This window comes from Streptomyces sp. NPDC045021, from assembly GCF_056432645.1.
The window spans coordinates 124,482-150,093 of the sequence record NZ_JBWKIQ010000010.1; the positions used below are offsets into that span (position 1 = coordinate 124,482).

A 25,612-nucleotide genomic window follows, 5' to 3' on the forward strand; every position below is an offset into this window, starting at 1 on the left:
AACCAAGAGAAATGCCACGACTCACTCCCAAGGTCCGGCGGCTCGCCGTCGCCTCGGCCGTGCTCATCCCGCTCGCGGTGGCCACCCCCCTGGCGACTGCCGCCACGCAGTCCCCGGCCACTTCCACCGCTACCACCGCTACCGACACCGCGGCCCACTGCGCCCTGCCCGGCAGGACCGGCTGGACCGACGAGGGCCACGAAACCGACTACCAGCAGTTCCAGCAGCCCATCGGCACCAAGCGCGTGCTCATGCTGTTCGTCGACTTCCCCGACGCCCCGGCCACCGATGCAACCGACGAGTACTACAAGGCACTCGCCCCGGCGGCCGACTGGATGAAGAAGGACTCGTACGGGCGGGTCGGCCTCGACATCACCCCGGTGAAGCGCTGGGTGCGGATGCCGCAGGACTCCACCACGTACGGATTCGACCGCGGGATTACCTTCGAGCAGCACGAGTTGTACGTACGGCAGGCCGTCCAGGCCGCCGATCCGTACGCCGACTTCTCCCAGTACGACATGGTCTACGTCGTCCCGAACAAGTCCGCGAAGGCGGTCACCTTCTCCCCGACCTACCTGTACGACCCGGCCGCCACCGGCATCGTCGCCGACGGCAAGCGCCTCAAGTGGGCGGTGACCTTCGGCCAGGACATGTGGCGCTGGGGCTTCAAGGTCGCCGACCACGAGACCAGCCACACGTTCGGAGCACCCGACCTGTATGCCTTCAGCGGCACCGACTACCACCGCTACGTCCGCGGCTGGGACCTCATGGGCAACATCGCCGGGGCCGCCCCGCAGCACATCGGCTGGGAGCGCTGGAAGTTCGGCTGGATCGACGACAATCAGGTCGCCTGCCTGTCCGCGGCCGGCCAGCGCACCGTCAACCTGAAGGCCGTCGAACGTCCCGGCGGAACCAAGATCGCGGTGATCCGCACCGGCGAGACCACCGCATACGTCGCCGAGTCCCGCAAAGCCATCGACGGTGACGCGAAGGCGTGTTCCACCGGCGTGCTCATCTACAAGGTCGATTCGTCCACCCAAACCGGCGAGGGACCGGTCCAGGTCGTCAACGGCAACCCCGGCGCCACCCCGCCCTCGGGCTGCAACGAGCTGGACATGGCCGCGTTCCGCCCCGGACAGTCCTTCAACGACCCCACCACCGGGGTCCGGATCGACATCGACAGCAGTAGCCCGCTGCACGACAAGATATCGATCAGCAAGCAGTAGGCCGCTGCGGTGTGGGCGGCGACCAGGCTGTTGCCGGTCGCCGCCCACACCGCCTGCCGCTCCCCGTAACCGGGTTCAGCGGGATCTAGCGAGTTCCTCCCGGGCCTTCAGGCCCGGGAGGAATCGCTTCTCTGGACTGCTCTGACCCGCGCCGGCGCACGGGCAGCACTGTTGACCTCAGTCGGGGCGCTTCTGATTCTCGATGTACTCCTTCACCACCACGAGCGGCGCACCGCCGCAGGAGGCCGCGAAGTAGGACGGGGACCAGAAGTGTGCGCCCCACAGGTACTTGCGGATGTGCTCGGGGAACTCCTGCCGGAGCCGGCGGGCTTACACGCCCTTGAGTGAGCCGACCAGGCGGGACAGGGCAACCTTCGGTGGATAGTGCACCAGGAGGCGCATGTGATCGCATTCGCCGTTGAACTCGACCAGCTCGGTCTCGAAGGCGGCGCAGACGGCCCGCATGACTTCCTCGCATCGGCGCAGGATCTCGTCCGTGAACGGCCGGCGCCGGTATTTGGGTGCGAAGACCAAATGGGCGTGGAGGGTGCAGACGACCGTACGACCCCTACGGATATTGGGGTTTGGCTCCCGGCGTGGTGACATAGAGCAATGCTACGATCACGGGTATGAAGATCGTGACGCAGGTCAAGCTTATGCCGGAGGCCAACCAGGCCGCTGCGCTGTCGGCGACCTTGCGTACGGTCAACGAGGCCGCGTGCTGGGTATCCGGTGTGGCGTTCGAGCGTGGTGTCCCGCGTGAGTACGAGCTGCGCAAGCACACGTACGCGGAGTTGAAGGCGCGCGGGCTGGGGGCGCAGGCTGCCCAGCACGTCATCAAGAAGACGCGTGACGCTTACACCACGTTGAAGGCGAACATCCGCGCCGGGAACCTGGGCAAGCCGGGGTCGAAGCGTAGGGTCAAGGCGGAGTCGAAGCCGATCACGTTCCGGTCCGAGGCCGCGCAGCCGTACGACGACCGGTGCCTGTCCTGGCAGTACGACGCTCAAACGGTATCGATCTGGACGACGGCCGGACGGCTCAAGAATGTCCGCTTCGCCTGCTCCGCGGACGCACTCAAGATGCTCCGCGAGCACCGCAAGGGCGAGTCCGACCTGATCGAACGCGACGACGTGTTCTACCTGGTCGCCGTCTGCGATGTCCCCGAGGCCGAACAGTACGAGCCCAGCGGGTTCATCGGCGTCGACCTCGGGATCACCAACATCGCTACCACCTCCACCGGCTACCGGGCTGCCGGGCGCGGCCTGAACCGGCACCGGAAACGACAGCACGATCTGCGGCGCATGTTGCAGGCCAAGGGCACCAAGTCCGCCAAGCGCCTCCTCAAGAAGCGCTCCCGCAAGGAATCCCGGCACACCGCCAACGTCAACCACATCGTCTCCAAGACCATCGTCACCACCGCTGAACGCACCGGCTGCGGTATCGCCCTGGAAGACCTCACGGGCATCCGAAGCCGGGTACGGCTCCACAAGGACCAGCGGACTCCCCTGCACTCGTGGAGCTTCCTCCAGCTCGGCCAGTACATCGAGTACAAGGCCAAGCGAGCTGGGGTGCCGCTGGTATACGTCGATCCCGCGTACACCAGCCAGCAATGCTCCCAGTGCGGACACACCGACCGGCGCAACCGCCAGTCACAAGCGACGTTCACCTGCCGGTCCTGCGGGGCCGTCATGCACGCGGACGACAACGCGTCCCACAACATCGGCCGCAAGGGCGAGACCGTGTGGACTGCGGGGCGTGAGTCACGCGTCCCTGCCACCCCCTAGGGATGTCTGGACGGAGGAGCCAACCCAGCGGCCAGTTGGGCGCTACCTCCAAGCCCGGCCCTGCAGGACCGGGTCAAGTTGACTCCAGCAGACGCACCGAGCGCGGATGGCGTTCGCGCCACCGTGCGTACGCGGGCGTGGCGGCACAGGTGGCCAGATAGCCCGTGCCGACTCTGCGGAAGATCTCGTCGCCGTGTGCGGCGAGCGGGCCGTCGCGACGCCAGGCCAGCACATGGCGGTACCAGATCGGATTCCCGGCCAGGGGGCGGACCGCGACGCCAGGCACCGCGATGAACGTGGCCTGGCAGAGGCTGACGGCCAGGCCCGCCCGTACGAGCTCGATCAGCTGCCGGCCCTCCGCCTCGAAAGGGGTCCTGGGTTGGCGGTCCGCCTGGGCGAAAATCGACGCCCAGTATTCCCGGGTGCGGTCACTGTCCGGGTGGGGCACCGCCCACTCCTCTTCGATGAGCTGGTTCAAGCTCACCTCTTCCCGCTCCGCCAGCGGGTGGGCGGACGGGATCAGGGCGAAGACGGGCTCGGTGGCCAAGGGGCGAAGGACGACGTCGTCGCGTGGTGAGAGCTCGTGGCCAGGGGCGTCACCGAGGACCGCTGCCTCCAGACGTCCCTCGACGAGGTCGTCGAGCAGTGGCGACGGGGAGTACTGACATCGGACCGTCACCTCCGACCCGGGCGTCATCTGCCTGACCGCCACGATGAGATCGGCCAGCAGCGGGGCGCCCACCGATCCGAGGCGGATGCGGTCGGGTGTGGTTCGGCAGCGGGCGGCGCGGGCGGTGTCGGCCAGCAGTCCGTCGATGCCCGGCAGGATGGCTCGTGCTCGGGAGAGCACCAGCTCGCCGAGCGTTGTGGGGACGGCACCGGCCTGCCCGCGGTCGAAGATCGCCCCGCCCAGCATGGTCTCGATGCGCCGCAGCTGCGCGCTGAGCCCTGGCTGGGTCATGCGCAGCGATGCGGCAGCTCGCGTGAGACTGCCGTCCTCCGCAATCGTGCAGATCACCCGCAGATGCCGTACCTCGAGATCCATGGCGGGGATGTTAGGGACCGGCGGGAGCTCCCGGCAGGGGAGCGACAGTCACAATCTTATGTGAAATGTCACACGTGATTCATGCGGAGGTCTTTCGCGCCGTGCAGTGGCGGCATTAGCGTGGGTGAGTACCAGGTTGCGGGTTTTGATGCGGAATGTGACGAGCAGCCGCCGGCCCGTGGCCGTTGTGAACGGCTGGGTGCGTCCAATGATGGCGAGTCTCGATCCCAGCCCCCGCAGTACCGGCGGGGGAGGCTTCGCCTTTGTGGGCCGTCGCCAGGAGTCCGGTCTGCTGAGGGGCGCCCTACAGCATCCACCCGCAGTGGTACTGATCGAGGGAGAGGCCGGGGTCGGCAAGTCCCGCCTGGTCAGCGAGGTGACCGGGGACCTGGCCGGCCGTGGCGGGCGGGTCCTGTACGGGTGCTGCCACCCGTTGCGCGAACCGTTTCCCTATGGCCCCGTCGTCGACGCCCTGCGCCAGGCCGGCCCCTATCTGCCGCCGGCCGCCGAGATGTCCCCGTCGGTCGGCGCCTTGGCGCCGCTGCTGCCGGAACTGGCTGACCACCTGCCTCCCACGCCCGCCGACATGCACGAGACCGGTGCCGAGCGCTATCGGCTCGTACGGGCCGTGCGCGCGGTCCTGGAGGCCTGCGGCACCGCGATCCTGGTCATCGAGGATCTGCATTGGGTCGACGAAGCCACCCGTGAGCTGCTGCTGCTCCTGGCCCGTGACCTGCCACCGGACCTGGCCCTGGTGCTCACCTACCGGCAGGAGGAGTTGCCGCCGCACGCGCCCGTCCTGGGCGCGGCCTATCGCCGTCCCCTGGGCACCAGCGGCGCGGAGATCCACCTGCCTCCGCTGACCGAATCCGCCATCCAAGACCTGACTGCCGCCGTCCTGGGCCCGCGCGCCACGCACGCACTGGGCCACGTCCTGTTCGAGCGCAGTGCGGGCCTGCCCTTGGTGGTCGAGGAGGACCTGATCACCGTGAGCGAGCAGGGACATCGGGGGCACCTCAGCGTCGAGGTGGTCGATCCGGTGACCGGGCTCGGCCAGGCGGTGGTGCCCCGTGGCCTGCGGGAGGCGGTCACCACGCGCGTGCGCGGCCTGGCACCGCAGGCGGTGGCGGTGGTGGAAGCCGCGGCGGTGCTGGCGGTGCCCGCCGACGAACGCGTGCTGGCCCAGGTCGCCGATCTGGACTCCGAGCAGGGCATGGAGGCCTTGATGCAGGTGCTGGGCGCCGCGGTACTGCGCGAGAACGGGCCGTTGCAGTACGGATTCCGCCACACCCTCGCCCAGCAGGCCGTCTACCAGTCCATCCCGGGCCCGCAGCGTCGCCGCCTGCATGAGCGGGCGATCGCCGCGCTGCGCACATCGGACAGCCCCCCGCTGGTGCAGATCGCTCACCACTTCCGTGCCCTGGGCGACCGGGAGGGCTGGCTCACGCAGGCCGAGGCGGCCGCTGCTCAGGCACTCGCGCTGGGTGACCAGGGCACCGCCGCCTCCCTCCTGCACGCCATGCTCACAGAACCCGGACTCGATGTGGACGTGCGCACCCGCGCAGCGCTGGCCCTCAGCCGCACCGCCACCTACAGCGTCGAATACACGGCGTCGGTGGCGGTCCTGCAACGAATCCTGTCCGATCCCCAGCTACCCGCCGCCACCCGCGGTGAGATCCGCGTCGGACTCGGCCTCATCCTCACCAGTCAGGCCGGCGACCCGGCAGGCATCCGGGAGCTGGAAAGCGCCATTGAGGAACTGGGCGACCAGCGGCCCGAGACCGCCGCGCACGCGATGAGTCATCTGGCCCTGTGGACGACGTTCAGAGGGCGGCCCGCCGCGGAAGCACTGGCCTGGATCGAACGTGCCGAGCGCGCTGTGCACGCCAGCCCCGACGAGGCAGCGCGGGCCACGGTGTACGCCAACAAGATCGCGGTGCTGACCCAGATCGGGCATCCGGAGGTGTGGGAGCTGATCGACCGCCTGCCCAGGGAAGGCAGAGACCTGGCCGTCCTGAGGCAGACCGCCAGGGCGCTGTACAACGCGGCCGATGCCGCGCTGGATCTCGGCCACGACGACCGGGTGCGCGCCCTGCTGGAACAGAGCCAGGACCTCGCGCACCGCACCGGTGCCCCGCACCTTGGGGCCATCTGCCGCATTCTGCGCCAGGAACTCGCCTGGCACGAGGGCGCCTGGGGTGACCTGGAGGCCGCCTACGCGTCCTTGTTCGCCCAGGTCACGGACATCCTGATGCTGGAGGTCGAGGGTTCGCTGGTTCTGGGGGCTCTCGCCGAAGCCCGTGGACAGTGGAGCCAGGCTCTGAAGAGGTACACCGCCGCGAGGGAGGCGAGTGACTACGCGGTCTGGTCCGCTGATGCGGCCGCCGGTATCGGCAGGGTCAAGCTTGCCCAGGGTGAGCCCCAGGCGGCCTGGGCGGTCAGCGCCCCCGCCTTGGAGAGCCTGCGGCACAACGGGCCATGGCTCAGAGCCCCGGCCCTGGTTCCAGTTGCCGTCGAGGCAGCCCTGGCCACCGGGCAGGCCGCGTCGGCCACCGAGCTGACCAGGGAGTTCGAGCGCGCGATCGAAGGCCAGGACGCGCCGGCGGCCACCGCTCACCTGCATCTGTGCCGCGGACTCCTACTCCGCTGCGACGACCCGGACGGTGCTCGCGATCACTTCGACCGTGCTCGCGCCACCTTTCAGGGCATCGGCCGCCCTTATGCTGCGGCCCAGGCCGCCGAACATGCGGCCCGCACCCTGATCCCCACCACGCCCCACCGCGCCGCGCAGGACCTGACAGAGATCGACGAGGTCTACAGGCGCCTGGGTGCCACCTTCGACGCCGCCCGCTGCCAGCACACTCTGCGCGACCTCGGCGAAGCCCGCCCCCCGGTCGGACGCCGCGGCTATGGCGAGCAGCTCTCCCCACGCGAGCAGGAGGTCGCCGGCCTCCTCGCCGCAGGAGCCACCAACCGCGACATCGCCCAAGCCCTCTTCCTCTCCCCGCGCACCGCGGAACACCATGTGGCCAACGTCCTCAAGAAACTGGGCGTCACCAATCGACACGCGGTCGGCGACGCTCTGAGCACCAACAACCCGTAGCTGCACAGGTGGGCTCAGTACTACCCAGCGTTCCCGTCCACGGACGGCAGCCCCTACCCAGCGTTCCCCGGTACGGGCTGCCATCGGTGACCGGAACGGGTCTTTGCGGCCATGGACTTGGCCGCCTTCTCTCTGTCTCCTGGAATCACAGGCCGGATAGGTCTCAGATAGTCCCCTTGTGACCCGAGAATCCGATGACAGGAGAACACCGTGGGCCTCGACATTGCTGAGCCCGGCGCAGTCAGGATCGCGGCGTACCTTCGGTGCTTTCCCTTCGATCCCTGGCGAATGGCAACGCATCAGGCGGCACTTCGCGGATTCGCCGGACAACTCGGACTACCTGAGCCCGGGATCTACCTGGACAACGGCCTGCGCTCCCGAGATCCGCTGCCGAGTCTGGAACGGCTCATGGACCTGGTGGCTCGCGGCACCTACAACGTGCTGCTGATCCCTGGACCGTTCGTCTTCTCCCTGCACGACCGTGAAGCGTCCTCGATCGTCGGACGGATCACCGATATCGGCGGCAGCGTGCTGGAACTCCCGCGCACACACGTCCCGAGCCGCGCCGGACCCGAGCGTCACGGTCCGATGGCGCTGCCTGGGTAACGGTCGAGTTCCAGCCATTGACGACCACCTCGCTGCGATGTGAAATGTCACATGCCACGTAGCGCATCGGCCGTGATCCGGCAGTCGGACGAGCCGCGCTCTGAGCCGGCCTCCGCTCATCGTGTCCCCGCCGACCGATCTCCCCAGGTCCTCACACCCGACCGTTCGCATCACCTCGCAGAGGAGCGCCTCCCGTGAAGAGATCCGCCATCCCCGCCCTCCCATCCCCCGCACGCGCCACGTCCCGCGTCGTCGCACTGACCGCTCTTCTTGTGGCGGCCGCACTGTCAACCACCGGCTGCAACGGACTCGTCGGCGGCAGCGCCGACGGTGACAGCAAGGGCCCCATCGTGCTCGGCATGGCCATCCCGCTGTCCGGCAGCAGCGCGGACACCGGCCCGTACATGAAGAACGGTGCGCAGCTCGCGGTCGACGAGATCAACGCCAAGGGCGGCGTTCTCGGCCGGAAGCTGAAACTGCAGGTGGAGGACGACGCCTGCGACCCGAAGACCGCGGTCGCCGCGGCCAACAAGCTGGTCGCGGCACACGCGGCCGTGTCGGTCGGCGGCTACTGCTCGGGCGCCACCTTGCCCACGCTGCCGATCTTCGACAAACGGAACATCCCCATGATCATTCCGGCGGCCAACTCCAACCAGCTCGTCAGCCAGCACCTCAAGCATGTCTTCCTCATCAACGGCACAGGCAGCCAGCAAGCTGCCGCCGCGGTCGCGTGGCTGACCAAGGAGGGCGCCAAGAAGGTCGCCGTCATGGACGACAACACCAGCTACTCCAAGGACATCGCCGACCTCACAGCGGCCAAGCTGGGCAGCGCGGGCGCTCCGGCGAAGGCCGCCGAGGAAGCGGTCAACCCGGGTGAGAGCGACTACAGCCCCAACGTCACCAGCGTCTTGAAGTCCAATCCCGACTACATCTACTGGACCGGCTACTACCAGGAGGGCGGTCTGCTGATCCGGCAGTTCCACCAGGCCGGATACAAGGGCAAGTTCCTCGTCGGCGACGGCTCGGTCGATCCCAAGCTCGTCAAGATCGCGGGCGCCGAACACGGCGAGGGCGTCTTCGCGACCATGACCCAGACCCCGCAGACCACGCCGGGCGCCGAGAGCTGGATCGCCTCCTACAAGGGGAAGTTCGGCGCCGAACCCGGCCCGTACTCCACCCAGTCCTACGACGCCGTCCGGGTCGCCGCCGAGGCCATCACGAAGGCCGGCAGCACCGACGGCGACAGGGTCACGGCGTCGCTCGAGGCGATCGACGGCTTCAAGACCTTCTCCGGTCCGCTGAAATTCACGTCCAACCACACGCTCGGCAACGGCGGCTTCGTGATCCTCACCGTCAAGGACGGCTCGTTCGTCCTGCGTGATTCCCTCAAGTAGCCGGGAGGAGAGCTCATGGCACAGCTCATCTGGAACGGACTGTTCGTCGGCTCGTTCTACGCCTTGGTCGCCCTCGGCTACAGCATGGTCTACGGGATCATCAAACTACTCAACTTCGCCCATGGTGACCTCTACATGCTCGCGGCCTTCTCCGGGTTCGCGATGCTCGGCGCGCTGGGCGGCTTCGTCCCCTCCGGTTCGCTGCTCGCGCTGTTTGTCGTGCTCGTGCTGACGATGCTGGCGACCGGCCTGGGCGGCGTCGTGCTGGAGCGGGTCGCCTACCGGCCGCTGCGCGGAGCGCCCCGCCTCTCACTGCTCATCACCGCGGTGGGCGCGTCGTTCGCGCTGGAGTACGGCGTCCGCATCGTCGCCGGCCCCAACCCGAGGGTCTATCCAGTACGTCTCGACGGCACCGCCGTCGCGGTGCTCGGCGCCAAAATCACCGTTCAGCAACTCATCCTCATGGCCATCGCCGCCGGCCTGATGGTGGCGCTCAACGCCCTGGTCATGCGCAGCCGCCAGGGCCGGGCGATGCGCGCGATCGCGCTCGACCCGAAAGCCTGCCTCCTGATGGGCGTCAACGTCGACGCGGTCATCTCCCGTACGTTCTTCATCGGTTCGGCCCTGGCGGGCGCCGCCGGAGTCATGTCCGGTGCGTACTACGGAAAGATCGACTTCCTGATGGGCTTCATCATCGGGCTCAAGGCCTTCACCGCGGCCGTCATCGGCGGCATCGGCAACATGAAGGGCACCATGCTGGGCGGCCTGGTCCTCGGGCTGCTGGAGTCCTTCGGCACCGACTGGTTCGGAGGCCAGTGGCGGGATGTGTTCGCCTTCGGCTTCCTCATCCTCTTCCTGACCGTGCGGCCGACCGGCCTGCTCGGCGAACGTGTGACGGAGCGAGTGTGATGACGGCCGTCCAGAACCCACCGGTGAAGCCCGTCAGGGGCCGTGGCCCCTCGATCGTCACGCGGCTGCTCGAAAGCAAGCGGCTGGGCTGGGCCGGGCTGATGACCGCCCTGCTCACCCCGTTCGTAATCGCCACTCCCTACGCGATGAACGTCATGACCAGCGCGGTCATCTTCGTGATGCTCGCCGTCGGTCTGAACATCGTCGTCGGCTACTGCGGTCTGCTCGACCTCGGCTTCGCGGCCTTCCTCGCGGTCGGCGCGTACACCGGCGGCGTGCTCGCCACGGAGCTGAAGGTCCCGCTGCTGGCCACCGTACCGGTCGTCGTCCTGGTCACCGTGGTGGCCGGAGTGGTGATCGGAGGTCCAACCCTGCGGCTGCGCAGCGACTACCTGGCGATCGTGACGCTCGGCTTCGGGGAGATCATCCGGATCGTCGCGACCAACCTCGACATCACCGGTGGTCCCTCCGGGATCTACGGCATCCCGGGACTGTTCGGCGACACGCTCTCCGACCCCGTCGTCTTCTACTACACCGCCGTACTGATCGTCTCGGTCGCGGTGCTGTTCGCCGCGCGGCTCGGCCGCTCCCGTATCGGCCGCGCCTGGCGATTCGTCAGGGAGGACGAGGACGCGGCCGAGGCCAGCGGAATCCATACGTACCGGGTCAAGTTGGCCGCCTATGTCGCGGGTGCGGTCTGGGGCGGACTGGCGGGTGTGCTGTTCGCCGCCCAGCTCTCGGCGATCTCCCCGGCCAGCTTCACCTTCCTGCAGTCCGCTCTTGTCCTGATGGCGGTCGTGCTCGGCGGTATGGGCTCCACCCCCGGTGTCGTGGTCGGCGCCGTCGTCATCAGCCTGCTGCCCGAGCTGCTGCGGGGCCTGGCCGACTACCGCTACTTCGTGTTCGGCGTGCTGCTCATCGTCGTGATGTTGCTCCGCCCGCAGGGGCTGTGGCCGCAACGCTCGCGCGAGCCCGCCCACACGGCGGTGCGGAGCACGTCCGGCGCACCCGGCCTGCCGGTGAAGGAGGAGAAGTGATGCTCGAGGTAACGGATCTGCGGCTGGCCTTCGGCGGAGTTCGCGCCGTCGACGGCCTCACGTTCTCGGTCGGTGAGGGCGAGATCGTCTCGATCATCGGCCCCAACGGGGCGGGGAAGACCTCCGCGTTCAACTGCATCAGCGGGTTCTACCAACCGACCGGGGGCGCCGTCCGGCTGGTGGGAGAGGACGTGACGGGCCTGCGCCCGTCTGCAGTCGCCGCCCGCGGCCTCGCCCGCACCTTCCAGAACCTACGGCTGTTCGGCGAACTGTCGGTGCTGGACAACGTACGGGCGGGCACCCATTTGTGGCTGCGGCAGAGCACCCTCGACGCGATGCTGCACACCCGTCGTTACCGGCGCAGCGAGCGCGAGAGCACCGACGAGGCCCACGCATGGCTGGACTTCGTCGGGCTCCGCGGCGACCGGGCCGGACGGGCACGTCACCTCCCGTACGGCGAGCAGCGCCGGGTGGAGATCGCCCGCGCCCTGGCCAGACGGCCGAAGCTGCTGCTCCTCGACGAACCGGCCGCCGGACTCAACCACGGCGAGAAGGCCGAGTTGCTCACCCTCATCCGCCGGATCCAGGAACTGGGCATGGCGATCGCGCTCATCGAACACGACATGGGCCTGGTGATGGAGGTGTCCGAGCGGGTGATCGTACTGAACTTCGGAAAGGAGATCGCCGACGGCAGTCCGGACGATGTACGGCGTGACCCGGCCGTCATCGAGGCCTATCTCGGCCGGGCGGCCGACAGTGACGAGGTCCATGCCGCACGATCCGGCTTCGCCGGCGAGGAGGCACACCGTGCTTGAGATCCGCGGACTCGACGTCCGATACGGAGGAGTGCGGGCACTGCGGGGGCTCGACCTCACCGTGGCCCCAGGGGAGACCGTCGCCCTGCTCGGCAACAACGGCGCGGGCAAGACCACCACGCTCTCGGCGGTGTCCGGGCTGGTCCGACCCACCGCGGGCCGCATCGTGCACGCGGGTGACGACATCACGAAGACCGCTCCGCCGAAGATCGTGGCGCGAGGGGTGATCCACGTCCCCGAGGGACGCCGGATCTTCAGCACCCTGACCGTGCAAGAGAACCTGCAGCTCGGAGGCTATCTGGTGCGCGACGGCACCGAACTCGCCCGGCGCGTCGAGGAGGTCTACGAGCTGCTGCCCCGGCTGGCCGAACGGCGGTCCCAGCACGGCGGGACACTGTCCGGCGGGGAGCAGCAGATGCTCGCCATCGGCCGGGCCCTCATCGCCCGCCCCCGCCTGCTGATGCTGGACGAACCGTCGATGGGCCTGGCCCCGCTCATGGTCGCCGCGGTGATGGAGGTGATCAGGGACATCAACCGCGGCGGCACGGCGGTGCTCCTCGTCGAACAGAACGCCACGGCCGCGCTGAAGATCGCACACCGGGGATATGTGATCGAGAACGGGGAGACGGTGCTGGAAGGCGCAGCGGCCGACCTGTCCGCCGACCCCCGCGTCGCCCAGGCCTACCTCGGCGGGGCTTAAGCAACGGTTGCCGCCCCCATGGCGGGGTGGCTACCTTCCGGCCGGTGGCCTCCTTCAGCGTTTCGAGGGCCCGAGATGGGAAAGGCGGCGGCCACCACCGACTGGGACGGAGTGAAACGTCAGCGGCAGGTTCGCCTGCGACTCCGGGCACTGGCGCGAGATGCGGTAGAGATCAACTGTCGTTAGTGGCATCGATGTTCGTCAGGACAAGCAGCGCGCGACCACGGGATCGTCCCCGTTGTCGTTCCAGACCGACGAAGCCCAGGTCGGACAGAGCGCGGAGGCCGACAGCACGCAGGTGGGGGGCACCGGATGGTGAGGGGTTCGCCCGGATCGAGCGGGTGGAGGTCATCTCCGGCATCGGCTTCCTGGCACCGGGCGCCACCCACGTGCGGATCCGGGCAGCCCGGCAGATCGCGGTCGTGTTCTGCCACGGTATGCCGGGCCCGGTCATGCTGCGCGAGGGTGATCAGTGGACCCTCGGCGAGGTGGACGGCGACCGGGCCCGCTGGGATGCCACCCATCCCTGGTGGCCCGAGATGCCCGAGCCGCTGTTCACCGGAAGCAGCTTGGCAGCAGGACCGCCCCGCTTCCGCAGCAGCGTCCAAGGCCCCGCCCTCGTGACGCCCGACGCCTCGTGCGAACCGCAACTGCCGCGGCAGCGAGCAGCGGTGTTCAACAAGCCGGCCCACACGGTCATGGTCGGTGACTACCTGCAGACCCATGCTCTGCGCCACCCGACGTGGGACATGCGCATCGACGAAGGATTTCACCGTGTCGAATGGATCGGCCACCTCACCGGTGAAGCCCTCGCCGGAGTGCTGAACGATCCTGCCTGGGCGCACGGCCGCCTTACCCTCGCCTGCGTCGGAGAGAAACGAGAGATCTGACCCCGTGAAAGTTACTGTAATCAGATCATGTGCAAGGTCGCCGATGCCGTAGCTACCGGCCTTCTTCCTTCGCCTTGCGGCTGCGGTAGGCGCGCATGGCGACCTGGGCTCCGCATCGGTTCGGGCTGCAGTAGGCCGCGGAGGAGTTGCGTGTGCGGTCGTAGAAACCGAGGTGGCACGGCGGGTTCCGGCAGGCCTTGAGCCGCATCCAGCTGCCGCGCAGGGCGACATCGGACGCGGCGGCGAGCATCGCCGCGAGCGCGCCCGGCACTCCGGTCTGGGTGGGCGCGAGGTGCACACCGGTGGCGGTGATGACAGGAGCCAGGGGGTACAGCCCCGCACTGCGACGCAGGTATTCCTCGGCTCCGGCCCGGCCCTGGTCGTCCTGCTCGCCCGAGTGGGCGAGCAGGACGAGGACCAGAGCGTCCCTCAGTTCACGCGCGGCGGCAGCATCCGCGTCGGTGACGAGCGACGCGGAGTCGATCAGATCCTCCTGCCGCAGCCACTGCGAAAAAGCCGCGCCGTCGAGGAGTTGTTCCCGGCTGCCGTCGATCGCGCGGGTGTTGACGAAGGTGAGGACGACCTCGGCCGCCGCCGAAGGGCTCAGCGTCGTCGTCCCGCTCGCATCCATAGCCATGGAGCCCACTGTACTCGAAGCGGGAGAGGCGTCATCCCCGACAGACATAGACAGTAGAGATCTATCTGGCTTGCTAGTTATGAGCTACATGCCTATGGTCATCACCATGACAACTGACGGCAACACCACGAACCCTGCCCGCACTTGGTTCATCACCGGCGCTTCCCAGGGCCTCGGTCACGCACTCGCGATCGCTGCCCTCGACCGTGGCGACCGCGTCGCTGCCACCGCCCGCCGGACGGAGTCGGTCGCCGACCTCGCCGACCGCTATCCGGGCCAGGTCATCGCGCTCGAACTCGACGTCCGCGACGAAGGCGCGGCCCACCGTGCCGTCGAGCAGACCCTCGCCACCTTCGGACGCATCGACGTGGTCGCCAACATCGCGGGGTACGGACTGTTCGGCGCGGTCGAGGAGGCAACCGACGCACAGTCCAGGGCCATCTTCGACACCAACGTCTTCGGCCCACTCAATGTGCTGCGCGCGACGTTGCCCGTCCTGCGCCGGCAGCGATCGGGCCACATACTCCAGGGATCCTCGCTCTACGGGCAGTCGGCGCACCCGGGCGTCGGCCTGCTCGCCGCCAGCAAGTACGCACTCGAAGGACTCTCCGACGCCCTGGCGGCCGAACTCGCCCCCTTGGACATCAAGCTCACCCTGATCGAGCCGGGCTACATGGGCACGGGCTTCCTGTCCCATCTGGCATTCACCGAACCCGCCCCGGACTACGACCGGACCGTGCGCACCGTCCAGAGCTCACTCGGTGAGCTGCCCCCCGACGCGTTCGCCGATCCCGCCCGAGTCGCCGCGGCTGTTCTCACCGCCCTCGACGCCAAGCAGCCGCCCCTGCGCCTGGCGTTGGGGCGCGCGGCCGAGGACGGCCTTCGCAGCGCCCTCACCGCACGCTTGCGTGAGTTGGACGACTGGGCCGACGTCACCCGAGCCGTGGACGCCAGCCACTCGTAAACGCTGGGCCTCCCGGCCGTCGCAGGCGTTGAGCAGGCATGGAGCAGGCGTTCCCGGCCGGGGTAGTCCAGTTCTCGGACGGTCCGGCCGGCGGCGGCCACGGTTGGCTCGGGGCGGGCCGGATCAGTCCATCCGGCGCACACGAGCACCGCGGCCGCTGCGATCGCCTGGAAGCTGGTGTCCAGGGCGCCGCTCAGGGCCGCCCCCGCCACCCCGCTGCGTGCCGTGTGCGAGCCCAGCGCGGTGCCCATGGCGGCGACTCCCACGGCGCTGCCCACCTGGCGGGCGGCGCCGTTGAGCCCGGAGCCCATGCCCGCTGGGCTACCCCAGCGTCGCACCGGTATCGCGGGCACCCAACCGGGGTGGGCTTAGCTTGCTTTCAACCTCCTGCCAGGGTGCTTGATCACTGGTGGATTGATGCGGTGAGGCGTCGCAGCGCGGCGTGGGCGGGTGGGCCCCAGGCGGGCTTGCCTCCGGGGCGGCCGTGGACACCGGCGTCTCCGATGTGGGTGCCGCTGAGGGCGCGCAGCACCGCCCAGCCGCGGGCGCGACGCAGGGTCGCGGGGTCCGGGCGTGGCTGGTACAGAAATCAGCGCGCGGGACCGGCTATGGCCAGGGTTCCGATCAGCCGCGAGACGGTCGGGTCGGAGGCCACCGGCCCGCACAGGGTGGGCCGGGGGCTGGGAGATCAGCAGGCTCGCCGACGTCGCTGGCCAGCACGTCGAGAGATACCGCACCCAACTCAACCGGGCACGCGACAGCACCAGCGCCAAATAGGGCGAGTGCCCCAGCCGGACCGCGGAGAAGGCCCAGCCTGCTGCGGCCCCCGATGCGAGCAGTAACGAATCCGGGGCCGGGCACGCCTCCTTAGATGTGAGGCACTCGGATCCCATCGGGTGAGATCACGACGGGACTCCCCGTCGTCCGAATGCCGAGGTCAGTCACCGGCCGCCGGGCTGCTCCACCCGGCTGCCGAACGGCTCCCGCTCCGACGCCCCTCCCCCGGTGGCGTCGGCTGGTACGGCGTGATTCCCCCGGTCACGCTGGACCGGGCGCACCGTGCAGCGCGACGCAAACCCCCCTCGCGCCGCACGGTGCGCCTCATGCCGTCCCCGGCCCCGACTCCGCATTCGCGGCCCACCACCGTGATGGTGCGGGCCTCGAGCGTGCAGGGCCGGGCAGGGGGCCGTAGTTCCCTCGCGGCCAGGCTTGCCGATGAACTACTCAGCGCACCGTTTGACCAGGCCAGGGGTTGTGTCAACAACCCAACATGGCGTACATCTACCTTGCCGAAAGGATCGCCCCAGGGTGAGGCTGTCCGGCATGTCCCTGCCGAGGACGACACGGCGATACTCGACTACGACTCACACGAACGGCTTCTGGGCATCGAACTGTTCAGCACCAGACGCCGATTGCACCCGGACCTGCTGGCCAGCGCCGAGAGCATTGACCGTGAATTGCGTCCGCCGAGCGCGTGATTCGCTGAGAGAGTTGTGGGAAGCAGGGGCGATCCGACGGATACCCATTGGGAACGCGTTGAGCCGCTTCTGCCAGTGAGCAATCGCGCGGTCTTCGGGTGAGGTGCGCGGGCGGGCAGCCGCAGTCGTTGACATGCGCTGCTTGGCCATGTCAGGTGCATCCCCACGCGGGCGGGGAGCACGGGTAACGCCCCTTCCTGGCTTCCCCGGCGGCATCCGGGGCCCGGTCTTCACGGACAACCTACGGGCCCCGACATCGTCTCCGTGGGCCTGGTGGCTACACCGCCAACGGACCTGGGACGACAGGGTCGTCCCCTCCCACTCCACGGACGTCCGCTCATTCCAGCAGGCGGCGAGTCATCGTGGTGGGTTCGCGACCGGCGGTGAGCCACGCTGCGGAGGTGGCCAAGAGGGGTATGCCGACGAGGGCAAGGGCGAGTGGCATGTACGGAACGTGGGCGAGGGAGCCAAGATCGTCGGAGAAGGCGGCGAGGAGCACGAGGTAGGCGCCGGCGGTGCCGAGCAGGACACCAGCGAGCGCGAGGAATCCGGCGGTTGCGGCAGTCAGATTGCGGCGGATGGTGGTGGTCGCGCCGGTGGCGGCCAGAGTGCGCAGTTCGTCGGCGGCCTCACCACGGATGGTGCCCACGGTCATGGCCAGCACGCCCAGTGCCAGGACCGCGCCACCGGCCACCGAGGCCCAGCGGAGCGTGGCGAGGCCGTCCTGATGGTCGCGGACTTCGGTGACCAGTCCGTTGGCGGCCGCCAGTTCGCGGGCGGCGGTGATCTGGGCGCCGGTGAGGTCGTGGGGTGCCTGGACGAACCACCCGGCGGTCGCGGATCGCCAGCCGTTGCGGCTCAGTGCAGCGGGCGTCAGGAAGGAGTGCGGGACGGCACTGTATGCGGAGCCGGGGATGGGTGCGGTGCGGGCGGTGAGGTCGCGCTGCGCGGTGCCGAGGATGTCCCGCTGTCCCGCTTCCGGAGTGAGGACGTCGGTGTCCGGGCCGCCGGTCGCGATGTCGAAGCCGAAACGTGTGGCGGCTTCGGGCGTGGCGACGTACAGCGGACCGCTGGCCCATTGGTTGGCGCTAGTCCTGCGGCCCAGTTCGATGACCGGATGATCGGCGCCGTTGGGGGTGGGGCCGCCCCTCATCGGCGGCGCGTCCGGTGAGTACGCCGTGAGAAGGGGCGTCGCGGTGGTCCCCAGGGCATGGGCGTACTGGTCGATCAGGGCACGCAGCCGGGCGAGGTCGGCGGTAGGCAGCTCGGTCACGACCGGGCTCCTGCCGTCGCCGATTCGCACGACGAGCTGGCTCGCCGACAGATTGCCCCGGTCCGCCGAGACCTGGCTGGATGCGGCGAGGACAGAGACGGCGACCGGGATGCCGATCGCGAGGGTGATCGCGGCCAGTGCGGCTCCGGAACGGGCCTGATAGCGCCCGAGATCTCGCAGTGCGAGCCGCGTGGTCAACGGGGCTCGGCCCGCGAGAGTGGTGAGCGCCCGGACGGCGAGCGGACTGAACAGCAGCAGACCGAGCACCACTGCGACGATGCCGAGCGACATCAGCCGTGCGTTGGCGCGGTGCGCGGGAATCAGGCAGCCGATGCCCGCGGCCAGCAGTGCCGAGGCCGCCCATGCGGACTGCCGGGCGGGTACCGGCCGGGGCGGCCGTGCGGACAGTGCTTGGGCGGCGGGGATACGGGCCATAGCGCGGGCGGGCCACCACGCGGCGGCGGTCGGGGCGAGGACCGCGACGAGGGCCATGAGCACGATCAGGACCCAGGGCAGGTCGAGCCGGTCGATGCGGTGCCCGGCCGCGTCCTCCATCCGCGGGGCGATCGGCAGCCAGGCCGCGAGGCCGGTCACAGTGCCGACCACTGAGGCGATCGAGCCGGTCAGCGCGCCGTGCGCGATGAGTACCAGTCGCAGGTGGCGGTCGGTGCCACCGATCGCGGCGAGCATGCCGATCTGGCGCAGCCGACGCTGTGCGATGACGGCGAATCCGGCCGCGGCGACGAGCGAGACGAGCAGCAGGACGACGGTGGAGAGCGCGAAGATGGTCGCGGCGACCACCGACCCTCCGAAGTCCTTGCGTTCGTCGAAGGTCTTGGGAGTCGAGTCGGTAGTTCGGTAGGTGTCGAACGCGGTGGGTGATGCGGCCGCGAGGAGGTCGGCGGTGGCTGCGGGACGGCCGGCGACGGTGGATCCCGGGGCGGCCAGGGCGAACTGGTCGTCGAGTTTCTGCGGGTTCTCCACCAGCCCGACCACGGAGTACGGCTGTCCGCCGAGGATGACGGTCGAGCCCGGGAAGGCGTGGAAGATGTCGGCCGCGGACCGGGTGAGGGCGAGCTCCGTGCTGGTGGTGGGGTGTCGTCCGCGGGTCAGCCGCAGCATCGCGGACCCATAGCGCCCGTTCGGGTCTTGGGCGCGGATGTCGAGGGGCCGGACGGATCCGGGGATCGGGACGGCCCGGTGGCCGATCACCTCGGAGGGGCCCAACGCGCTCTGTGCCGTGGCGATCTGGGTCGTCACCTGTCCCGGGTCGGCGCCGTTGAGGTGCAGCACCTGCTGTGCGGATCCGAAGGTGCCGGCCGGGGACTGCTGGTACGCGTTGGCGGCGTTGAGGGAGCAGACTGCGCCGGCGACGGTGAAGGCGAGCAGGAGGACGAGCAGGGTCTGCTGCCGGATCTCCCGGCGCAGCAGCCGCCATGCCCAGCGCACGATGGCGGAGTGGGCCGGCAGTCCGCCGCCGCGCGGGCGGTCCGGTGCGGGGGCCGGGGTGAGGGTGGTGGTCGTCATCGTCCCGGCCCCCCGCCGGGCGACAGCAGGGATTCGGGGCCTTCGAGGGGCGCGGTGGTGTCGATGACCGTGCCGTCCCGCACGAAGACCACCCGGTCGGCCCAGGAGGCCAGTTGGGCGTCATGGGTCACCAGGACGGCGGCGGCTCCATCGCGGCAGGCGGTTCTGATCAGGCGCATGACGTCTTCGCCGGTGTGCTGGTCGAGAGCGCCGGTGGGTTCGTCGGCCAGCAGCAGCCGCCGGTCCCCGACGAGGGCTCGGGCGATGGCGACGCGCTGTCGCATGCCGCCGGAGAGTTCGTCGGGGAAGCTGTCGGCGCGGTCGGCGAGACCGAGCTCTTCCAGCGCGCGTAGGCCGGCCTGTCGGGCGTGTTTGGCTTTCATGCCGTCGAGTTCCAGCGGCATGGTGATGTTCTCGACGGCGGTGAGGCCGGCGAGCAGGTTGAAGTCCTGGAAGACATAGCCGATGTGACGGCGACGCAGCCGGGCCCGGTCGTTGCGGCTCAGCCCGGACAGCGGTGTCCCCTCGATGATCACGTCGCCGGTGGTCGGCTCCTCCAGGCTGCCGGCGATGGTGAGCAGGGTGGACTTGCCGGAGCCGCTGGGCCCCATGACGGCGACCAGTTCCCCGGCGTTCACCTGGAGATCGACACTGTCGAGCGCCCGCACGGCGGCGGGTCCGGTGCCGTAGGTCTTCGACACCTTCTGAAGGTCGAGCAGCGCGCTCATCGGACGGCTCCTGGTACTCCGGCGCCGGCGTCGGTTTCCGCTGTGGCGGAAGGATCGTCGGCAGGGTGCGGTGTCTGAGGGGTACGCGGCTGCTCGGGAGCGTGGTGCTTGAGGCGGCCTTCGGTGGAATCCAGCCAGCGCACCACTGATTCCAGGCGGTAGAGCTGGGCGTCGGCGACCAGGAGCAACGGCAGATCCTCCGGTGCGTCCTCCTTGAGCCTGGTGTACTGCCGCATCTGGGTGACCGTGTGACGGCGGTGCGCCTGAAGGATCTCCGACACGTCGATGCCGGGCAGTCGCAGCGCCACGAGCACCTTGATCACCAGCTCGTCGCGGGGTGGAGCGTCGGCGCCGGGCGGGGTGCGCAGCCAGGTGGTCAGCTCGCCGCTGCCGTCCGCGGTGATCTGGAACTTCTTCTGCGGGCCGTCCATGGTGTCGTCGGAGTCCGACTCCACGAGTCCGTCCCGCTCGAGACGTTGCATCGTCGTGTAGACCTGGCCGACGTTGAGCGGCCAGACGTCCCCCGTCCGTGCCTCGAACTCCTGGCGGAGCTGCAGCCCGTACTTCGGACCCTCGCTGAGCAGGGCCAACAGGGCGTGACGCACGCTCATCGAACCTCCCGAGTGTTTATGTATACCGAGTAGGATACTCGGTATACATAAACACGGGGAGAGGTAGAGGCGAAAACTTTCACACCCAAAGAAACGGCCTGGCGTGCCCGTTGCCCACGGTGCAGCAGAAGGACAGGTCGCCACCGGCCGCCCGGGAACCGGTGGCACGGGGCACCTGGCGCAGCAAATTCTCGTTCCCGGCCTGGCGACGTGACGACGTCTCGGTGCAGCTCAGGGTCGCAGCGGGCGGGTTTCTCCGACCAGGTCCTGCCCGCCCGCTACCGGCGGACTTCGGCCTGACGCGGACCCGTTCGGTATGTCGTCCGAGCGGGGGCATCAAGTGAGGGGCGTCCGTTGACAGTGCGCCAGGAAGTCCCTACTGGCTCTCCGGCTTTTCGAGCCGATAGCCGTGGCCTCGGATGGTGGTGATCTCCAGCGGCCGGGTGGGGACTGCGGCGGTGGCAGCGGCATGGTGCAAGCGGCGTCGCAACGAGGCCAAGAATCGGCCGCCGGCCGGACAGAGAGGGGGCCATCCGGCGTCCCATCAGCCCCGCCCGGCCAGCCGGCCCAAAGCGATCCGGGCCGTCCGTGGCTGGCTGACGCCCTGGGCCCGCTGCAAACGCTACTGGCGAGCCTGGACAACCAAGCCCCCGTCCGCCGAGCTCCAAGACCTGATCAACGCCGTCAGCACCGGCATACCCATCGACCTCTACACCCCTGCTTGACAAACCACCGCTAGTGACCGGCCAGTGCCGCCCGCAGTGCCGTGTCCAGTTGGGCGGCCGTCGCGTCGGTGTCCGGGCGCTCGGCGGTGAGCCAGGCGTGGACGATGGACTGGAGTACCTGGGTGAACGCCCCGTAGTAGGGCGTACGGGGCCGTTGGACCGCGTCGTTCAACGCGTCGCGCAAGGTCAGGGTGTACGCCGCCCTGACCGCCGCCGGCTGGGCCGGCCACCGGCCCTCACCCGTCGCCGCCGGGTGCAGCGCGGCGGCGACGGCGGGGTGGCAGGGCTTCGCGTCGTCGGCGTAGACCGAGGTGCGGGTGGCGGCGAAACCGGCGTCGAGCAGACAGCGTTCGCTCGCCCGCGAGGTGAGGAAGGCGATCAGTTCGCGGGCGTGCTCCGCCCGGGGCGAGCCGGTGGCGACGGCGAGGTTCTGGCCGCCGAGCACCGTGGCGCCCGGCAGCCGCGTGACGCTGTACGCGGTGGGCGGCAGCAGCGTCGTCAGCGACCCGAAGCCGTACGGCCAAAACCGCAGGAAGGCGGTCCGGCCGGCACCGAACTGGGTGAGGGAGGCGCTCTCGTCGAAGGTCGGCGTGCCGGGCAGGGCGCGGTCCGCGCGGGCGCGCAGCTCACCGAGGCCGTCCTTGAGTTGCTGCTGGTCGGCGATGTAGCGGCCTTCGTCGTCGGTGAGCCGGACGCCGACGGACTCGAACGCCTCGATCGTGTTGACGGTCAGGCCCTCGTACGGGGCGAGCTGGGTGGTCCAGCCGCTGGTGTAGCCGCCCTTGCGGGGGCCGGGGGCGGTGGTGGAGTCGAGTGTCTTGATGATGTCGGTGAGGTCGGACCACTTCCGCGCCGCCGGCGGCTGTTTGGTCAGGTCGACGCCGGCCTGCTGGAGGTAGTCGGGCCGGTAGAGGAGCAGCCCGACGTCACTGTTGAACGGAACGGCGTAGGTGCGGCCCTTCCAGCCGGTGGTCCCGGCGACCTGCGCGATGACATCCGGGTCCTTCCCCTCGTCGCCGGGGAAGGGGCTGATGAGGCCGGCCGCCGCGAATTCCGGCACCCAGGTGACGTCCAGGTTCACCACGTCATAGCGGGCGCTGCCGGACTGGAGGGCGCCGAGCAGCTGGCTGCGCTGCTGGTCGGCGCCGCCGGGCAGTTCGACGAGTTCGGCCTGGAGGTCGGGAGAATCCCGGTGGAGCCGGTTCCACTCCTCGATGAGCTGCTGGCGCACCCCGTCCGACCCGGTCACGTCGAGACCGGAGGCGACGACGATCGGACCGGGCGCCGCCGGGCCGCCGCCGGATGGCGCGGCGGAGTCGCCGCCGGAGGAGCAGGCGGCGGCGCACACCAGCAGCGGCAGGGCGGCGGCGAGGACGCGCCGCACGGTCCGGATCCCGCTGCCTGCGGGCCGGCGTCGCCTCCCCTGCGGGTCCCGGTTCATTCGGCGTCCCCTGTCCCCGTCTTCGCGACCTCGGCCGTCAGTTCCGTCGCGATCTCGACCGCCGGGTCCAGGCAGCGGCCCCCGGTGGCCGCCGTGATCTGCTGGTCGAGGGGGACCGAGGTGCAGCCACCGGTGTGCAGCGAGACGGTGACGACGCGCGTCTTGGGCCCGGTCGCCGCGTCCTGCGCCAGGGACTTCAGGGCGGCGGGCGGGATGTCCGCCGAGTCCTCGTCGTCCGTGATGAGCACGATCAGCTGCGGCCGCTCCCCGCCGGCTGTGGCGCGCTCGCGCAGGGCGGCCAGCGCCGCGTGCAGCGCGCCAGCCGGGTCCGCGTCCTGCGGGACCGTGGTAGCTGCGGCCACCACCGCCTGGGCCGCCTTGCGGTCATGGGCGCCGAATCCCAGCAGATCTCGGTGCCGGCCCGCGCCGTCGCCGACGACGGACCACAGTGCGTACTCGTCCTTCGCGCCGAGCGCGGCCAGGGACCGGGCGAGCAGATCCTTGGCGCGGCCCGGACCCTCCCAGACCCGGTCCATCGAGGACGAGCTGTCCAACAGGTACAGCACCCTGCCCGGGCCGAGGGCCTGCCGGTAGTGCTGGAGGGCGTCCCTGAGGGCGGCGGGGGTGGCCACCGGCGTGGCCGGCGGCGTCAGGTCGGTGCGCACGGCGCGGGCGTTCGCGGGCCGGGTGAGCGGGGATCCGGCCCCGGGCGCGGCGGGAGCGCCGTCGCGCACCCCGCGGTACCCGTCGCCGGTGAACACCTCCTGGCCGGCCGGTCCCGCCAGCCAGTCGTAGAAGTCCCGGACATCCTCATTCCGCCGGTCGGTGTTCCGCTCGGCGCCCTTCCAGGTGACGTGGATGAACGGCAGGTCCGGCGTATCGACGTCGACGGGGTACTGGGCGACGCGCCGGGACAGCGTCGAACCGGCGCACGACGGGCGCCCGGGGTCGCCGGAGTCCAGGTTGAACTGGGCCATCGTCTGCTCGGGGACGAGGACGGCGGCCCGGTCCTCCAGCGCGTTGTTCGCGCTCAGCGACAGCGCGCACATCAGATCGCGCGCGGTGCCGGGCGCCGGGCTGAGGGAGCGCGTCATGCCCTGCTCGATCTGCTCGGGCGACTGCCCGGTGCCACCCAGCGACGCGTACACCGCCGTGGTGCCGAGCAGCGCGGCGTCGGTGTACTCGGGGTCGGGACGCAGCAGCGCCGCCTGCGACTGCGGAGCCCGCAGGTGGGCGATGATCCGGCTGAGCGGGGCGCCGGTCTGATCGGCGGCCGGCAGCGACACGCTCTCCGGGACGGCGAGCACCAGCGGCGAGAACGCGACGGGCCCGAACCGCTCCAGGGTCGCGACCGGCTGCCCGCCGCCCTGGGCGCGCCGCCAGGTGCTGCTCGCGCCCGGTATCCAGATGTCCGGCTGCGCGCCCACGTCGCGCTGAGGCCGCAGGCAGTCACCGGTGCGCGGGCAGGCGGCGGGCGGTGACTGCCAGACGGCGGAGTTCTGGAAGGCGGTGACGACGTCGGTCGCCTTCGCCTGGTACACGGTGATGCCCACCGTGCGGCAGTGCGCGGGGTCGCGTTTCACATACGCGTCGGCCGCTTTCTGGACGGTGGGGAACACATCCGGATCGGCCAGCAGCCGTAACTGGGTCGGCGGGGCACAGACCGCGCCGCTCCCCGAGGAGAACGCGTAGATGCCGCCCGCGGTGGCGAGGGCCAGGACGGCAAGAGCGACGGCCGCACCGCGAGTGACGGTCCGGCTCCACGCCCGGCCCCCACTCCGGCTCCACGACCGGCCCCAACGCCGGCGCCGGGGCCGGCGGGCCGCGTGGGGGAACGTCGATGGCGGAGTGCCGGGGGACCTCTCCGGCAGCGCCTCGGGTGACGCCTTGGGTGTCGTCGGCGCGGCGGTGGACGTGGTCCGGGCCGGGGTGGAAGGGGGCAGTGGGTCGGCCGGCGCGGGCGACGCGTGGGAAAGCACGACGTCATCGCCGCGGCGCCGCTCGTCGGGCAGCCAGCGGTGGCCGTCGACCGCGCTGACCGGCGCCATCGCCTCCCGGACGGCCGCCACCAGCCCGGTGAAGGTGACCTGCCGCTGCCCGGGAACACCGGTGGTCAGCAGCCGGTGCAGTGCCTGGGTGAAGGGCGTGCCGTCCTGCTCGGTGCCCTCGGGGATCTCAACGCCTGCCTCGGCGGCGGTGAGGACGGCGAAGTTCTGTTCGCCGTCGGGGGTGAAGTCGTGCAGCGCGTTGCCCGCGTAGCAGCAGTCCAGGATGACGACGACCCAGTCGGCCGTGGCGTGGATGAGCGAGCCCATGACGTCGTGCCAGGAGATGGCGTCCACGAAGGGGTGCTCGCGGTTGTGGGTCACCCGGGAGCCGCTGACCATCAGATGCAGGTCGGTACCGTCGCTGCGGACCAGTCCGTGGCCCGCGAAGTACACCAGCAGCAGGCCCTCGGCCTGGTCCCTCGCGGTGGACAGCGCGGTCCGGAACGTGGCGGCACCCAGCGGCCCCTCGGGCACGATGATGTCGTCAGGATCCAGCACTCCGGTGCCCTCGGCGCTGAGTGCCGCTTCCATCAGCCGCACGCTGCGGGCCACCGGGATCAGCGGCGGAAGGTGCTCGTAGCCGGCGGCGCCGAGGAGCACGGCGCGGTGCCGCTTGCCCCCGCCGCCCCCGCCGTTCCCCTGGCCACGCGGATCGTACGGTGGCACGA

General features: G+C 70.0%; 19 protein-coding genes and 2 pseudogenes. 11 read left to right on the forward strand and 10 right to left on the reverse strand.

Going from position 1 to position 25,612, the window contains the following annotated elements; all coding sequences use genetic code 11:
- Nucleotides 1-11: 11 nt before the first annotated feature.
- Nucleotides 12-1,226: a M6 family metalloprotease domain-containing protein gene (locus AC07DC_RS27760; RefSeq protein WP_478917217.1), complete on the forward strand. Its 1,215-nt coding sequence runs from the start codon at nucleotides 12-14 to the stop codon at nucleotides 1,224-1,226.
- A gap of 177 nt (nucleotides 1,227-1,403) precedes the next feature.
- Here AC07DC_RS27760 and tnpA read toward each other — a convergent pair.
- Nucleotides 1,404-1,832: pseudogene (gene tnpA, locus AC07DC_RS27765) on the reverse strand (IS200/IS605 family transposase).
- A gap of 23 nt (nucleotides 1,833-1,855) precedes the next feature.
- Here tnpA and AC07DC_RS27770 point away from each other — a divergent pair.
- The gene (locus AC07DC_RS27770; RefSeq protein ID WP_478917218.1) at nucleotides 1,856-3,013 is read left to right on the forward strand and encodes an RNA-guided endonuclease InsQ/TnpB family protein; all 1,158 of its coding nucleotides are present in this window, start codon (nucleotides 1,856-1,858) and stop codon (nucleotides 3,011-3,013) included.
- 73 nt (nucleotides 3,014-3,086) lie between these two features.
- Here the strand turns inward: AC07DC_RS27770 and AC07DC_RS27775 are convergent, their stop codons facing one another.
- Entirely contained in the window at nucleotides 3,087-4,058 is a 972-nt protein-coding gene (locus tag AC07DC_RS27775) for a LysR family transcriptional regulator (RefSeq protein WP_478917219.1), read from the reverse strand.
- Between the two features lie 211 nt (nucleotides 4,059-4,269).
- Between AC07DC_RS27775 and AC07DC_RS27780 the strand changes: the two genes are divergently transcribed.
- The 8 genes from AC07DC_RS27780 to AC07DC_RS27815 all read left to right on the forward strand — a co-directional run bounded on the left by AC07DC_RS27780 (nucleotide 4,270) and on the right by AC07DC_RS27815 (nucleotide 13,512).
- Complete coding sequence (locus tag AC07DC_RS27780; RefSeq protein ID WP_478917422.1) at nucleotides 4,270-7,161, forward strand: ATP-binding protein; 2,892 nt, start codon at nucleotides 4,270-4,272, stop codon at nucleotides 7,159-7,161.
- A gap of 210 nt (nucleotides 7,162-7,371) precedes the next feature.
- Entirely contained in the window at nucleotides 7,372-7,767 is a 396-nt protein-coding gene (locus AC07DC_RS27785; protein ID WP_478917220.1) for a hypothetical protein, read from the forward strand.
- 194 nt (nucleotides 7,768-7,961) lie between these two features.
- Nucleotides 7,962-9,161 carry a branched-chain amino acid ABC transporter substrate-binding protein gene (locus tag AC07DC_RS27790; RefSeq protein ID WP_478917221.1) on the forward strand — a complete coding sequence of 400 codons (1,200 nt, stop codon included), beginning with the start codon at nucleotides 7,962-7,964 and terminating at the stop codon, nucleotides 9,159-9,161.
- Between the two features lie 15 nt (nucleotides 9,162-9,176).
- Nucleotides 9,177-10,070, forward strand: coding sequence for a branched-chain amino acid ABC transporter permease (locus AC07DC_RS27795; protein WP_478917222.1), 894 nt, complete (start codon nucleotides 9,177-9,179; stop codon nucleotides 10,068-10,070).
- A complete protein-coding gene (locus AC07DC_RS27800) occupies nucleotides 10,070-11,107 on the forward strand; it encodes a branched-chain amino acid ABC transporter permease (protein ID WP_478917223.1) in 1,038 nt (345 codons plus the stop codon). The genes AC07DC_RS27795 and AC07DC_RS27800 overlap by 1 nt, the downstream gene beginning before the upstream one ends.
- On the forward strand, nucleotides 11,107-11,922 hold the full coding sequence (locus AC07DC_RS27805; protein WP_478917224.1) for an ABC transporter ATP-binding protein: 816 nt from the start codon (nucleotides 11,107-11,109) through the stop codon (nucleotides 11,920-11,922). Before AC07DC_RS27800 ends, AC07DC_RS27805 begins: the two co-directional genes overlap by 1 nt.
- Nucleotides 11,876-12,622 carry an ABC transporter ATP-binding protein gene (locus tag AC07DC_RS27810; protein ID WP_478917225.1) on the forward strand — a complete coding sequence of 249 codons (747 nt, stop codon included), beginning with the start codon at nucleotides 11,876-11,878 and terminating at the stop codon, nucleotides 12,620-12,622. The genes AC07DC_RS27805 and AC07DC_RS27810 overlap by 47 nt, the downstream gene beginning before the upstream one ends.
- A 341-nt stretch (nucleotides 12,623-12,963) precedes the next feature.
- Nucleotides 12,964-13,512 (forward strand): hypothetical protein, encoded by a 549-nt coding sequence (locus tag AC07DC_RS27815; RefSeq protein WP_478917226.1) that lies wholly within the window; start codon nucleotides 12,964-12,966, stop codon nucleotides 13,510-13,512.
- Nucleotides 13,513-13,564: 52 nt separating this feature from the next.
- On the opposite strand, the gene AC07DC_RS27820 is transcribed toward AC07DC_RS27815, so the two are convergent.
- Nucleotides 13,565-14,149 carry a CGNR zinc finger domain-containing protein gene (locus AC07DC_RS27820; protein WP_478917227.1) on the reverse strand — a complete coding sequence of 195 codons (585 nt, stop codon included), beginning with the start codon at nucleotides 14,147-14,149 and terminating at the stop codon, nucleotides 13,565-13,567.
- Between the two features lie 106 nt (nucleotides 14,150-14,255).
- Between AC07DC_RS27820 and AC07DC_RS27825 the strand changes: the two genes are divergently transcribed.
- A complete protein-coding gene (locus AC07DC_RS27825; RefSeq protein ID WP_478917228.1) occupies nucleotides 14,256-15,113 on the forward strand; it encodes an SDR family NAD(P)-dependent oxidoreductase in 858 nt (285 codons plus the stop codon).
- Between the two features lie 403 nt (nucleotides 15,114-15,516).
- Here AC07DC_RS27825 and AC07DC_RS27830 read toward each other — a convergent pair.
- From AC07DC_RS27830 to AC07DC_RS27860, 7 genes and pseudogenes are all read right to left on the reverse strand, one after another.
- Nucleotides 15,517-15,696 (reverse strand): annotated as a pseudogene (locus tag AC07DC_RS27830) (phosphotransferase); the annotation flags it as partial.
- A 781-nt stretch (nucleotides 15,697-16,477) separates the two neighbouring features.
- On the reverse strand, nucleotides 16,478-16,741 hold the full coding sequence (locus AC07DC_RS27835; RefSeq protein WP_478917229.1) for a hypothetical protein: 264 nt from the start codon (nucleotides 16,739-16,741) through the stop codon (nucleotides 16,478-16,480).
- A 187-nt stretch (nucleotides 16,742-16,928) separates the two neighbouring features.
- The gene (locus AC07DC_RS27840; RefSeq protein ID WP_478917230.1) at nucleotides 16,929-19,391 is read right to left on the reverse strand and encodes an FtsX-like permease family protein; all 2,463 of its coding nucleotides are present in this window, start codon (nucleotides 19,389-19,391) and stop codon (nucleotides 16,929-16,931) included.
- Nucleotides 19,388-20,119 (reverse strand): ABC transporter ATP-binding protein, encoded by a 732-nt coding sequence (locus tag AC07DC_RS27845; RefSeq protein ID WP_478917231.1) that lies wholly within the window; start codon nucleotides 20,117-20,119, stop codon nucleotides 19,388-19,390. Before AC07DC_RS27845 ends, AC07DC_RS27840 begins: the two co-directional genes overlap by 4 nt.
- Nucleotides 20,116-20,730, reverse strand: coding sequence for a PadR family transcriptional regulator (locus AC07DC_RS27850; protein ID WP_478917232.1), 615 nt, complete (start codon nucleotides 20,728-20,730; stop codon nucleotides 20,116-20,118). The genes AC07DC_RS27845 and AC07DC_RS27850 overlap by 4 nt, the downstream gene beginning before the upstream one ends.
- 735 nt (nucleotides 20,731-21,465) lie before the next feature.
- Nucleotides 21,466-22,839, reverse strand: a complete 1,374-nt coding sequence (locus AC07DC_RS27855) for an extracellular solute-binding protein (protein ID WP_478917233.1) — start codon at nucleotides 22,837-22,839, stop codon at nucleotides 21,466-21,468.
- Nucleotides 22,840-22,892: 53 nt separating this feature from the next.
- Nucleotides 22,893-25,610, reverse strand: coding sequence for a substrate-binding domain-containing protein (locus AC07DC_RS27860; protein ID WP_478917234.1), 2,718 nt, complete (start codon nucleotides 25,608-25,610; stop codon nucleotides 22,893-22,895).
- Nucleotides 25,611-25,612: the final 2 nt, after the last annotated feature.